The sequence below is a fragment of the Pantoea dispersa genome, assembly GCF_019890955.1.
Classification (GTDB): Bacteria; Pseudomonadota; Gammaproteobacteria; order Enterobacterales; family Enterobacteriaceae; genus Pantoea; species Pantoea dispersa.
Genome location: NZ_CP082346.1, coordinates 159,004 through 171,688 on the forward strand (window position 1 = coordinate 159,004; position 12,685 = coordinate 171,688).

At 60.3% G+C, this 12,685-nt stretch carries 12 protein-coding genes and 1 riboswitch; of the genes, 5 read left to right on the plus strand and 7 right to left on the minus strand.

Annotated features, from left to right (window positions below; all coding sequences use genetic code 11):
* Positions 1-224: 224 nt before the first annotated feature.
* Positions 225-1,577, minus strand: coding sequence for an MFS transporter (locus tag K7H94_RS00730; RefSeq protein WP_222951501.1), 1,353 nt, complete (start codon positions 1,575-1,577; stop codon positions 225-227).
* A gap of 171 nt (positions 1,578-1,748) precedes the next feature.
* Positions 1,749-2,651: a GntR family transcriptional regulator gene (locus tag K7H94_RS00735; protein ID WP_141496779.1), complete on the minus strand. Its 903-nt coding sequence runs from the start codon at positions 2,649-2,651 to the stop codon at positions 1,749-1,751.
* 135 nt (positions 2,652-2,786) lie between these two features.
* Here K7H94_RS00735 and K7H94_RS00740 point away from each other — a divergent pair, with 135 nt between their 5' ends.
* Positions 2,787-3,815 carry a zinc-binding alcohol dehydrogenase family protein gene (locus K7H94_RS00740; RefSeq protein WP_222951502.1) on the plus strand — a complete coding sequence of 343 codons (1,029 nt, stop codon included), beginning with the start codon at positions 2,787-2,789 and terminating at the stop codon, positions 3,813-3,815.
* An 8-nt stretch (positions 3,816-3,823) separates the two neighbouring features.
* Here the strand turns inward: K7H94_RS00740 and K7H94_RS00745 are convergent, their stop codons facing one another.
* Positions 3,824-4,741: a nucleoside hydrolase gene (locus K7H94_RS00745; RefSeq protein WP_222951503.1), complete on the minus strand. Its 918-nt coding sequence runs from the start codon at positions 4,739-4,741 to the stop codon at positions 3,824-3,826.
* Positions 4,742-4,848: 107 nt separating this feature from the next.
* A riboswitch (Fluoride riboswitch) is annotated at positions 4,849-4,923 on the plus strand.
* A gap of 91 nt (positions 4,924-5,014) precedes the next feature.
* On the opposite strand from K7H94_RS00745, the gene crcB reads away from it, so the two are divergent.
* Positions 5,015-5,392, plus strand: a complete 378-nt coding sequence (gene crcB / locus K7H94_RS00750) for a fluoride efflux transporter CrcB (protein WP_021507890.1) — start codon at positions 5,015-5,017, stop codon at positions 5,390-5,392.
* A 106-nt stretch (positions 5,393-5,498) separates the two neighbouring features.
* The gene (locus K7H94_RS00755; RefSeq protein WP_132466538.1) at positions 5,499-6,296 is read left to right on the plus strand and encodes a sugar phosphate isomerase/epimerase family protein; all 798 of its coding nucleotides are present in this window, start codon (positions 5,499-5,501) and stop codon (positions 6,294-6,296) included.
* Here the strand turns inward: K7H94_RS00755 and K7H94_RS00760 are convergent.
* From K7H94_RS00760 to K7H94_RS00770, 3 genes are all read right to left on the minus strand, one after another.
* Positions 6,293-6,898 carry an alpha/beta hydrolase gene (locus K7H94_RS00760; RefSeq protein ID WP_222951504.1) on the minus strand — a complete coding sequence of 202 codons (606 nt, stop codon included), beginning with the start codon at positions 6,896-6,898 and terminating at the stop codon, positions 6,293-6,295. The genes K7H94_RS00755 and K7H94_RS00760 overlap by 4 nt on opposite strands.
* A gap of 11 nt (positions 6,899-6,909) precedes the next feature.
* On the minus strand, positions 6,910-7,851 hold the full coding sequence (locus K7H94_RS00765; RefSeq protein WP_222951505.1) for a glutathione S-transferase family protein: 942 nt from the start codon (positions 7,849-7,851) through the stop codon (positions 6,910-6,912).
* A gap of 98 nt (positions 7,852-7,949) precedes the next feature.
* Positions 7,950-8,849, minus strand: a complete 900-nt coding sequence (locus K7H94_RS00770; RefSeq protein WP_058759361.1) for a LysR family transcriptional regulator — start codon at positions 8,847-8,849, stop codon at positions 7,950-7,952.
* Between the two features lie 185 nt (positions 8,850-9,034).
* Here K7H94_RS00770 and K7H94_RS00775 point away from each other — a divergent pair, with 185 nt between their 5' ends.
* Positions 9,035-10,159, plus strand: coding sequence for a GNAT family N-acetyltransferase (locus K7H94_RS00775; RefSeq protein WP_222951506.1), 1,125 nt, complete (start codon positions 9,035-9,037; stop codon positions 10,157-10,159).
* Here the strand turns inward: K7H94_RS00775 and K7H94_RS00780 are convergent.
* Positions 10,156-11,988 (minus strand): ABC transporter ATP-binding protein, encoded by a 1,833-nt coding sequence (locus K7H94_RS00780; protein WP_222951507.1) that lies wholly within the window; start codon positions 11,986-11,988, stop codon positions 10,156-10,158. The two genes, K7H94_RS00775 and K7H94_RS00780, sit on opposite strands and share 4 nt — an antisense overlap.
* A 63-nt stretch (positions 11,989-12,051) precedes the next feature.
* Here K7H94_RS00780 and K7H94_RS00785 point away from each other — a divergent pair, with 63 nt between their 5' ends.
* Positions 12,052-12,546 carry a GNAT family N-acetyltransferase gene (locus K7H94_RS00785; RefSeq protein WP_021507883.1) on the plus strand — a complete coding sequence of 165 codons (495 nt, stop codon included), beginning with the start codon at positions 12,052-12,054 and terminating at the stop codon, positions 12,544-12,546.
* Positions 12,547-12,685 lie beyond the last annotated feature (139 nt).

The following is a 12,685-nucleotide window of genomic DNA, read 5'->3' on the forward strand; positions in this document are numbered from 1 at the left end:
TTTGTCTTAAAATAATAACTATTACCGACGTGTTTAGCGGTATATTTTCCTTATTTCGGGCTTAATAGTGCTGGATAGTGATTGCCATCATGCAGTTTAATTTATCTGATCAGACCCGGACTCAGGCGATAACGCGGCGGCTGGAATAGGTGTGGCGGGCGGATGAAGCAAGGGTGCGCATAACCTGCGCACCCGGAGAAGAGCATTAAGCAGAAACCCTGGTGTTACACCCCATCGGTGATCGGTTTTCTGACCAGCAGCAGGTAAGCCAGCGCGCCGACCACCGTGACGCCCGCACATATCATCAGCGCGAGGCTGAACGATTTGGTGGTATCCAGCACCCAGCCGGTAATTACTGGCGCAAAAGAGGCGAAAACGAAGCTGGCAAAGTTCTGGATACTGCCCACTGACGCCGTCATGCGCGCCGTGACGTTAGCATGGATCAGGCCCCAGCATGAGGTACCGGCAAAGTGAATGCAGAACAGCGCCATACCAATCAGCGTTACCGCGCTGGTGGTGTCAGTGGCGCGCGTCACAAAGGTGGTAAAGGCCGCAGAGAGCAGCATGCCGCTGACAATCGACACTTTACGTACTTTCACCGCGTCGAAACCGCGACGCACCAGCGCATCCACCACGTAACCGTTGAGCAGCATGCCCGCCGCGCCGAACAGGAAAGGAATGGCGGCCAGCAGGCCGGTGCTTTTCAGGTCCAGATGATAGGTCGACTGCAGATAGCCCGGCAGCCAGGCGATGTACAGCCACGCGGTATAGTTGATGCCGCTGAAGCCAATCATCATGCCCCACATGGTGCGCAGCTTAAACAGCCCACGCCACTCGGCGAAACTCAGCGGCTCTTTGCGTGATGCCACGCTGCCCGCCTGCAGATAGTGAATCTCTTCGCCGCTCAGTTTGTTGTTATCCCGGTCGCGATAGGTGAGATACCAGCCAATGGCGAGAAACATACCCAGCACGCCGATGGTGACAAACATGCCGCGCCAGCCCATCACCAGCATCATCGCCGCCAGAATCGGCGGTGCCACCGAGAGACCAATCATCGACGCCGCGTTAAACATCCCCATCGGCATACCGCGATCTTTGATGTTGAACCAGTCGTTGATTACCTTCACGCCGCACGGGTTCATCGGCGCTTCGCCAATGCCCAGCCCGATGCGCACCAGCACAAATTGCGTGAAGTTATGCACCAGCCCGGCCGCCGCCTGGAACAGTGACCAGAAGAACATACCGATGGCCAGCATAATGCGCGGGCCTTTGCGATCGAGCAGCGCGCCGCACGGCAGCTGGGCTAAACCGTAGGCCAGCGAAAACGCCGACAGCAGCACGCCAATCTCGGTGGCCGATAAGCCCAGCTCCTCGCGGATGGTCATGTTGGCCACCGACAGCGAGCTGCGGTCAAGGTAGTTGATGATGGCGGCGAACAGCAGCAACAGCATGGCGGTGATTTGAATCTTACGGATGCGCGGAGAGCGCACCACATCGGCGCGCGCCGGTACATAATCCTGCCCGGCGTGCTCCGGTGCTGGCGCGGTGGTGCCGCCGCGCGTTGATGTATTTTCCATTGCAACCTCCCAGGTTCGGGTACTTATCGTTATCAGTCTTGGGGTTCCTGCGGCAGCGAAACGGGCTGCCCTAAGGGGCTGCCTTCGAGACTAGAAGTAAACCGCGGGAGATGTTGCAAACATGTTTCTGATTCGTGCGGGCGCTTATGCTTTGTGGTTTTTAATCGGTTTTTAATTGTACTGCCGGATAGAGCGAATCATCGAGTGTTTGGCGGTTCTGAGATGCGCATGCAGCGCGCACAGCGCGTCCACATCCTGGCGGCTGATGAGCGCGGTAAGAATCGCCATATGCTCCTCCAGCGCGACGATATTGCGTTGTTTCAGGTCGCTTTCATCCCACTGATAATGCGAGTGAAAAATCACAGAGATAATTTCCAGTGACTGGTTGAAAAACGGGTTGTTGGCGGCGGAGAGAATCAGCGTATGCATCTCTTTATCCAGCGCGGCAAACTGGCGGTAGTTGCTGGCGATGGTGTCGCGCAGCGCGCGATGACGATCCAGCAGATCGCGCGCCTGCACCCAGCGTTCATCACCGGCGGCGAGGTTAAGAAAGCGGGTCAGCGCGTGCGTCTCCAGCATTTCGCGCAGTTCAAACAGCTTTTCGGCGTACTCCTGATCGAATTTCTTCATTCGCCAGTGGCCGCGTTTAACCGGTTCCAGCAGGTTATAGCGCATAAAGCGCAGCAGGAACTCGCGCACCACCACCGGGCTGACCCGCACCTGCTGCGCCAGCTGCAGCTCGGTGAAACTGTCGCCTGGCATCAGCAAGCGCTGGTTAATCAGGTTAAAAAACGTCTGCTCAAACTGCACCGCCTGTTGGTCGATCGGTGGGCTGAGTACGCTAAACCCATCCTCCTCGCAGGGATCGCGCACGATCACGTAGGTCTCAGCCACTTTTTCCAGCACGCCGCGCTGATGCAGATGCTGCAGCGTGTGGCGCACCGTGGTGCGGCTGATATTAAACATCTCGGCCAGCGCCGCCTGCGGAGGCAACGGCGAGCGCACATGGCGGCGGGCAATGGCTTCCAGCATTTGATTGATGACGTTCTGGCGCAGATTCTGGCTTCGGCTCATACGGCCCTCCGGTTTTTTATGCATTAAAAACCACACAAAGCCCAAAAAAATCGCGCTGACTCACACTTCGCACAGCGCAACCTCCCGCCGCGGTCGATTTTCGCCATAACTGCGTGAACAGCCCAGGAGGAAACGATGACGAACATGAAAACGCTGGTGGTCGCCGAACCGCGCAGCATGGTGTGGCAGCAGCGCAGCGTACCGACGCCTGCCGCGCACGAAGTCCTGATTAAACCGATTGCCGCCGGCATTTGCGGCACCGATATACACGCCTGGGCCGGCAATCAGCCATTTTTCTCCTATCCGCGCGTGCTCGGTCATGAGCTGTGCGGTGAAGTGGTGGCGCTGGGCGCGGCGGCGCAGGGTTTTCAGCCAGGGCAGCGCGTGGCGCTGATTCCTTACGTGGCCTGTCAGCGTTGCGATGCCTGCTTAAGCGGCAAAACCAACTGCTGTGAACAGATTTCAGTAATTGGCGTGCATCAGGACGGGGGTTTTTGCGAGTTTCTCAGCGTGCCGGACACTAATTTGCTGGCGGTTGACGATGTGGCGCCCGAAGCAGCGGCACTGATCGAGCCCTTTGCCATCAGCGCCCATGCGGTGCGACGCGCGGCGCTGGTCGCCGATGAGCAGGTGCTGGTGGTCGGAGCCGGACCGATTGGCCTGGGCGTCGCGGCGATTGCCGCCGCAGCCGGTGCAAAGGTGGTGGTGGCCGATACCAGCGCTCAGCGGCGCGCGCACGTTGCGCAGCAGTTGCAGCTGGCGACGATCGATCCGCTGGCGGAGGATTTTACGGCCGCGCTGCGTGCAGAGTTTGGCGGGCGGCTGGCCGCGAAAGTGATTGACGCCACCGGCAGTCCGGCGGCGATGAACAGCGCCGTGCAGCTGATTCGTCACGGCGGCACCATCGTGTTTGTTGGCCTGCACAAAGGCGATCTGGTGATCCCCGACACCGAGTTTCACAAAAAGGAGACCACGCTGCTGGGCAGCCGCAACGCCACGCGGGAAGACTTCGACAAGGTGCGCGCCCTGATGGCCAGCGGTCAGCTGCGGGCCGATATGATGCTCAACCGCCATTACGACTTCTCGACGCTGGCCGAGACTTTTGAGCCCGGGGTGATCAACAATCCTGAGCTGATCAAAGGCGTCATCCATTTCGCCCGCTAGAGAGCGTGTCAGGCGCGCAGCGTGGCAAAAAAATGTTGCCGTACCGCCTCGGCGTCGACGCCCAGACACAACCGCTGGGCGCGCAGGCCGGCGAACGGATCGTCGCGCGAGGCGAGAGTACTCACGCGCTGCAGCGTCTGGCCGCGGCTGATGCCTTCGGTCACCACGCGCACCGGCGCTGTCGTCACGCTGAACGCCTGCGGCAGCGCCAGCCATGACAGCGTCAGGGTATCGTGCAGCGCCATGCCATCAAATCCTTCTTTTTGCAGGCTGTAAGCCAGATAAGGCCGGCAGATGGCACTCAACACCGGCTGATTCAGCTGGCGCACTTCCTCTCCGCTGATCAGCACCTTGTGCGTCACATCCAGCGGCAGCATCACCACCGGCAGCGCCGAGGCCAGCACCTGATCGGCGGCATGCGGATCTTTCCAGATATTGAACTCGGCGAACGGCGTCACGTTACCGGCGTGGCCGTCGGTGCCAAACGCGCCGCCCATGATCACCAGCTCCTTCACCAGCGGAATGATGTCTGGCGCCTGGTTGATGGCACAGGCGATGTTGGTCAGCGGCCCGATTGCCACCAGGGTAATCGCGTGCGGCTGCGCGCGTACGCTGTCGATGATGAACTGCACCGCGCTGTCGGCGGCATCGCTATAGGGGTTATCGAAGGCATCGCCGAGACCGTCTGCGCCGTGCAGGGTGGCCGGTGCGGAAGGGGCCAGCGCCAGCGGACGCGCACAGCCACGATACACCGGTGCGCTGATGTTCATCTTTGCACAGAACAGCCGGGTATTTTTTACCGCCTGGCCAACCGCGACATTACCAAACACCGTGGTGATGCCCAGCAGCCGCTGCGTGCGCGCCGCATACGCCAGCGCAAAGGCGTCATCCACGCCGATATCAGTATCAAAAATCAGGGTACGCATCGGAATCTCCTTGCTGATGATGTCTGCCACGGTAAAACATAATCGTCCCCGACGATACGCTGACGGCAGGTGAATATTGTCACCTCCGCCGCGCCAGCGTATTATCGTGCCTCTAAGGTGATGGCGTGCCACCTTACCCAACCGCCCTCTGGTTACAGACGGCTGATGACGCCTGACAACTTGCTTATCCCTGCGCGGGAGACGGCGGTGTGTCAGGTGTAGTTTCTGTCCTGCCGCGGCCCTGCGCGTATCTCAATTCAGGAGCTCCAGACTATGCTGAAGTCGCTGTTCGCGGTCATGATCGGTGGTGCCATCGGTTGCACGCTGCGCTGGCTTATCTCTTTGCGTTTCAATACGTTATTCCCCAACCTGCCGCCAGGTACGCTGATCGTTAATCTGGTCGGTGGCTTTATTATTGGCGCGGCGATGGCGTGGTTTGTGCGCAATCCGCACATCGATCCCGTATGGAAACTGCTGATCGTCACCGGCCTGTGCGGCGGGCTGACGACGTTTTCGACCTTTTCGGCCGAGATCGTGGTGTTGCTACAATCAGGAAAATACCTGTGGGCAATGTCGAGCGTGATGGTGCATGTCATCGGTTCATTGCTGATGACCTTTGCCGGTTTCGCCGTGGTGAACCTGCTGGGCTAAACGACACGCTTGAAATCACCCTTAAGAGGGGGATACTGATCAGGATGCTGTGCGGGTGGCGCACAGCCTCTGTCACCGCTTTATCCGGACGATTAAGGAGCTGTTGATGTCTGCAAACCCGAAATTCCTTAACCTGGTGCTGTTAAACGGTGAATCGGCGCATAAGCTGCAGGCGGCGCGTGCCGCCGGGTTCGATCAGGTTGAAATGTGGCGGGAAGAGGTTACTGAGCACACGGCGGCGCTGGCCGCGCAGCTGCACCTGGGCTTTACCAATCTGCAGGTGCTGCGTGACTTTACCGGCGCGCCGGACAGCGAACGGCTGCAAAAGCGCGCCGAACTGCGTGATTTCATTCGCGTCGCGCAATCGCTGGGCTGCGATACCATTCAGGCGCCGGCGACCACGCGCGAAGACTGCGTTGCGGAGCGCATTGATGAGGATCTGCGCTGGCTGGCCTCGGAAGCCGCGCGCTATAACATGCGCATCATGTATGAACCGATGGCGTGGTGCAGCGTCGACAATACGCTGCCGCTGGCGTGGCAGCGTTTGCAGCGGCTGGATCAGCCCAATATCGGGCTGGTGGTTGATCTGTTCCACATCTGCGCACGCGGTGGCGATGCCTCTCAGCTCGACGGCATTCCGGCCGATCGCATTTATGAAGTGCAGCTGTGCGATATGGCGCAGATGCCGCCGCAGGAAAAGCAGGCGCTGAGCGACTATGCGCGCCATCAGCGCTTACTGCCCGGCGACGGCATCATTGAAGTGGAACGCTTTGTCGATAAGCTGAAAAGTGCAGGCTATCGCGGTCCGGTGGGCATCGAAGTGTTTAACGATCGCCTCAAAGCACAGCCGCCGGAAGCGGCCGCGCGTCAGGCGTGGCAGGCGCTGCAGCGCTACTGGCCTTAATCCTGCAGGCACTGGGCGATGTAGGCCGCTGCCTGCATCGCGCCTTGGCTGGAAATGGTGTGACCGGTGGCGGGTTCATACTGTGCGGTGACCGCGACGCCCGCGCTCTGCAGGCGCTGCGCGGCGGAGACGGTTTCGCTGAACGGGATGACCTCATCGGCTTTGCCGTGAATCAGCAGCGCGGAGGCATGCGGCGGCGGCGTGAGCGCCTCGTCAAAGGCCAGGCGACCGGAGAAGGCCACCACACCAGCCAGCGGATAGCGTCCGGAGGCCAGCGCATCCAGCGCCATGATCGAGCCCTGCGAGAATCCCACCAGAATCACCTTTTGCCACGCGCCGGCCATCGCGTGCTGCGCCATCAGCTGCTGCAGCGTGGCGTCAAAGGCGTCGCGCGCAGCCCGTACGCGTGCCGGACGGTTTTCCGGCGTGATGCCGGTCAGGCTGAACCACTGATAGCCCATGGCGTGCTCAAAGGGAAAGGGCGCATCGGGCGCGGCAAATGCCACGTCGGGCAGCAGCGCTGACCAGTGTTGCCCCAGCACCGCCAAATCCGCGCCATTACTGCCGACGCCATGTAAAAACACCACTAACGCTTTTGCCATTGCCCTGCTCCTTAAAAACCGTAGTCCGCCAAATCCGGTCCCGCTGGCACGATGCCGTTGGGATTCAGCGCTTTAATCGAATAATAGCCCTGTTTGATGTGGTCGATGTTCACCGTTTGCCGCACGCCGGAGACCGCCAGCACACTCTTCAGATAACGATCGAGCAGCGGGTAATCGCGCAGGCGGCGCAGGTTGCATTTGAACAGGCCGTGATAGGCGACGTCAAAGCGTATCAGGGTCACGAACAGGCGGATATCGGCTTCGGTCAGTCGTTCACCCAGCAGAAAAGTGCGGCCATCTTTCAGCCGTTGCTCCAGCTCATCCAGCTGCTCAAATACTTCATTAAACGCCTGCTGATAGCTCACCTGGGTGGTGGCGAAACCGGTGCGATAAACGCCGTTATTAAGTCGCGGATAGATCGTTGCGTTCAGTGCGTCGATCTCCTGGCGCAGATCCTCAGGGTAGAGATCGAGCCGGTTGTCTGCCAGATCGCCAAAGCCGCTGTTGAACATGCGCAGAATATCCGCCGACTCATTGTTAACGATGGTCTGTGTTTTTTTATCCCACAGCACCGGCACGGTCGCGCGCCCGGTAAAGTCGGCGTCGGCGCGGGTATACAGCTGGTGGAGATACTCAGCGTTGTTCAGCGGGTCGCGATCGGCACCGGGATAATCGCCGAAGCGCCAGCCCTGCGCGCCAAGCTGCGGCTCAACCACCGACACGCTGACAATCTGCTCCAGCCCTTTCAGGCTGCGCGCAATGAGCGTGCGCGAGGCCCATGGGCAGATCAGCGCGACGTACAGATGATAGCGATCCGGTTCGGCGGCAAATTCGCTGCTGCCATCGGCGCTAATCCAGTGACGAAAGCTGGAAGTCTGGCGTACAAAGCCACCCTGTTTATCGGTGGCCTGAACCGGATGCCACTCTGCGCTCCACTTACCGTTTACCAACATCGCTCTGCTCCTCTGAAGTGATGTCAGCAGCTTACCGTGCTGCCGTTATGCTGATAATCCGGGCAAAATGGCTTTGATTGTTTCCATAATGGAAGGAATCAGCCGGGCGGATGCAGGCGGAAGTGCTCGGCCAGAAAGTCGATCAGCAGGCGGGTTTTCTGCGCCAGGTGGCGCGCGGGCGGATACAGAGCAAACAGGCCCATGGCTGGCGGCGCAAAGTCCTCCAGCAGCGTGACGATTTCGCCCCGCTGCAGCGCCGGTGCAGCGATAAAACCGGGCAGACGTGCAATGCCGAGGCCGGCCAGCGCAGCCTGCAGGCAGGCTTCGGTATTGGAGAAGCACAGGCGGCCGCGAATCGGCATGCTGACGCTGTCGCCGCACGGCGTAACGAACGGCCAGTGCCACGGATCGCGAAAGTTGGTGTCGCTGATGCACTGATGCGTCGCCAGATCGCGCCAGTGCTGCGGCGTGCCGTGCTGCAGCAGATAGCCGGGCGCGGCGGCGAGGCGAATTGGCACCTCGCCCAGACGGCGCGCAATCAGGCTGCTGTCGTCCAGCTTGCCGATGCGGATCGCCATATCGAAGCCTTCATCGACGATATTCACGGCGCGGTCGGAGAAGTTGACGTCCAGCTCAATCAGCGGATAGTGACGCGCGAACGCCACCAGCACGCTGGCCAGCACCGCGGTGCCGAAGGTGCCGGGTGCGCTAATCTTCAGGCGGCCGGTGGGCGAGCGGGCATTTTCCTGCACCGTGGCATCCAGCGCGTCGAACGCCTCCAGCAGGGTTTTCACCCGCTCGTAATAGGCGCGGCCGATCTCGGTGGGCGACAGTGCCCGTGTGCTGCGCTTGAACAGCTGCACGCCAAGTTGCTGCTCCAGACGCGACACCAGCTTTGACGCCTGGCCGCTGCTGGTGCCGAGCCGGGCGGCGGCACCAGCAAAACTGCCGACTTCGAGTACGGCGACAAACATGCGATCACAATCAAGACGATCCATGGCATTTCCTGCAAGGGAAAAGGGTGAGTATACACAGGCGAAGTGAAAAATCGTGGCACGGGCCGCGACAGCAATGTACGCAGCATGGCGCAACGATCCGCTTTACATTCAGTGCGCCGCACCTTTCGCACGGCGGCAAAACCTGCTGAACTAGGCATTCGCCTTAAGCTGGCCGGGAGCCACCAATGCCTTTGCTTCACCTGTCATCGCTGGCGGAGATCACCGCTGCCGAATGGGATGCGCTGTTACCTGACAATCAACCTTTTTTGCGTCACGCCTTCCTGCTCGCGCTGGAAGAGAGTGGCAGCGTGCGCGCGGAAAACGGCTGGCAGCCGGATCATCTGCTGTGGCGCGAAGACGGCAGGCTGCGGGCGGCGCTGCCGGGATACCGTAAACGCAACTCGTGGGGCGAATATGTGTTCGATCACGCGTGGGCCGATGCCTGCCAGCGTGCCGGTATCGCCTATTACCCCAAATGGCTCGGCGCCATTCCGTTCAGCCCGGTGACCGGTGCGCGTCTGCTGGGCGACGAGACGGCGATTATCCCGATGCTGGAGGCGCTACCCGATGCGTTGCAGCGGCACGGCTTAAGCGGGGCGCATATCAACTTCACCACGCCGCACGCCAACGCGCTGCTGGCAACCCAGCCGGACTGGCTGGCGCGCCTCGGCGTGCAGTATCACTGGCACAATCGCGGCTACCGCGATTTTCACGACTTTCTCGACACGCTGATGTCGCGCAAACGCAAGCAGCTACGCAAAGAGCGCGAACAGGTGGCCAGCAGCGGCTTTGCGTTTAACTGGTATCGCGGCGATGAGCTGCGTGAAGCTCAGTGGGATTTTGTGTATACCTGCTACGCCAACACCTACGCGGTGCGCGGCCAGCGTCCCTATCTGACGCGCTCCTTCTTCAGCCTGCTGGCGGAGCGGATGCCGCAGGCGATTCGCGTGGTGATCGCCACGCTACAGCAGCAGCCCGCCGCCATGGCCTTCTGTCTGGTGGATGACGACACGCTGTATGGCCGCTACTGGGGCTGTCTGGCGGAGTTTGACCGGCTGCACTTCGAGACCTGTTTCTACCAGGGCATGGATTTCGCCATCGCCGAAGGGCTGCAGCGCTTTGATGCCGGTGCGCAGGGCGAGCACAAGCTGGTGCGCGGCTTTGAACCGCAACTCACCCATTCCTGGCACTATCTGTGCCATCCGGGGCTGCGTGATGCGGTCGGGGATTTTCTGCAGCAGGAGCGGGCAGGAGTACGCGCCTGGGCACAGGAAGCGCGCGACGCCCTGCCTTACCGGCGCGGCGATTAATCGACGCCGACAAATCCGCCGGTCTGATGCTGCCACAGGCGCGCGTACAGCCCGCCGTGCGCCAGCAGTTCGCGATGGTTACCCATCTCAACAATGCCGCCATTTTCCAGCACCACCAGCCGGTCCATTTTCGCGATGGTCGACAGGCGATGGGCGATGGCGATCACCGTTTTGCCCTGCATCAGCGTCTCCAGGCTCTCCTGAATCGCCGCTTCCACTTCAGAGTCGAGCGCCGACGTGGCTTCATCCATGATCAGAACCGGCGCATCTTTCAGCAGCACGCGGGCGATGGCAATACGCTGGCGCTGGCCGCCAGAGAGTTTGACGCCGCGCTCGCCGACGTGCGCATCCAGCCCGGTACGGCCCTGCGGATCGGAGAGCAGCGGGATAAACTCGTCGGCGCGGGCGCGCACAATCGCCGCCTGCAGCTCGGCTTCGCTGGCATCCGGACGACCGTACAGCAGGTTTTCGCGAATCGAGCGGTGCAGCAGCGACGTATCCTGGGTGATCATGCCAATCTGACTGCGCAGGCTCGCCTGTGTGACCTGCGCGATGTCCTGATCGTCAATCAGGATGCGCCCGCCGTTGATGTCATACAGCCGCAGCAGCAGGTTCACCAGCGTCGATTTACCGGCGCCGGACGGGCCAATCAGACCGATTTTCTCGCCAGGCTTGATGTTGAGATTCAGGCGGTTAATCACCTGGCGGCCGCCGCCGTAGTCAAAACGCACATCCTCAAAGCGGATCTGGCCACGCATCACCTGCATCTTTTTCGCCTGCGGCGCATCCTGCACGCTGAGCGGTTGCGCAATGGTGTTCAGGCCATCCTGCACCATGCCGATGTTTTCGAAGATGCCGTTCACCACCCACATGATCCAGCCGGACATGTTCACCAGGCGAATCACCAGCCCGGTGGCCAGCGCGATGGCGCCTACGCTGATCAGCGACTGGCTCCACAGCCACAGCGCGAGGCCGGAGGTGCTGACAATCAGCAGGCCATTGAGCGTCGACAGCGTGATATCCATGCTGGTCACCATGCGGCTGGCATGCTGGGTTTTGTCGGTCTGTTCCTGAATGGCGTCGCGCGCGTAGCGTTTTTCCAGATCGTTATGGGCAAACAGTTTCAGGGTAGCGATGTTGGTATAACCGTCAACGATGGTGCCCATCAGCTTCGAGCGCGCCTCGGATGACACCACCGAGCGCTGCTTGACGCGCGGCACAAAGAAGCGCAGCGACAAACTGTACGCCACAATCCAGACGATCAGCGGAATCATCAGGCGCCAGTCGGCTTCCGCGAACAGCACCAGTGAGGTCACGGCATAAATCACCACGTGCCAGATGGCATCCACCAGCTGAACCGCCGAGTCACGCAGCGAGTTACCGGTTTGCATGATGCGCTGGGCGATACGGCCGGCAAAATCGTTCTGGAAGAAATTGAGGCTCTGCCGCAGCACATAGTTGTGATGCTGCCAGCGAATCATGCTGGTCATGCTGGGGTTAATGCTTTGATGCACCAGCATATCGTGCAGCGCGATCACCACCGGCCGCAGAATCAGCGCCACCGCCGCCATCCACAGCAGAATCGGCCAGTTATCGCTGAACAGCGTAGCGGGCGTGGTGTGATTGACCAGATCGATAATACGGCTGAGATAGCTGAACAGCGCCACTTCGATCAGCGCCTGCGCCAGTCCGACAATCAGCAGCGCGACAAAACCTGGCCACACCTGACGCAGATAATAGAGGTAAAACGGCCACACTCTGGCGGGTGGGGAATCGGTGGGGGCATCCTGAAAAATATTGATAAAACGTTCAAAACGACGATACAACATAAGGCCACTCTTTCCGATCGGTGAGAGTTAACAGCTTAGTGCAACTGAACAGGGATTATCGACATGGATTTGCAGATTCGCGGACGCGAACCGGGCGATGCCGCCGCCTATCAACGTTTATACAGTCATCCCGAGGTGTATCGCTGGACCACGCAGCTGCCGTTTCCCAGCGTCGCCACCTGGCAGAAAAAATTCGAGCGTATGGACAGCGAAGGCTATATCGGTTTTGTGGCGGAAATCGACGGGCAGATGGTGGGCGAGCTGACGCTGTTTACCGAACAGCGGCCGCGTACGCGTCACAGCATTAGTTTTGGTATTGGCGTCGATCCGGCGTTTAGCGGTCGCGGCATCGGTGAGCGGCTGATCCGCACCGGTATCGACTATGCCTTTAACTGGCTGGGCGTAATACGCGTTGAGCTGGAAGTGTTTCACGACAACCAGCGCGCGCTGCGTCTGTATCAGCGCCTGGGCTTTGAGCAGGAAGGCGTGAAGCGCAAAGCCTGCCTGCGCGAGGGCGAGTACCACGACATTATCGTCATGGCGATACTGCGCGAGTGATGGTTGCGTCGGCCTGGAACCAGGGTGCCCGGTAACCAGGTCGCCATAAATGGCGCCCCTACAGTGTTCACAGAATATCTGTAGGGTGCGCATTCATGCGCACCAGGCAACTCAGCTCGCCACAATCGCGCCCCGGCAG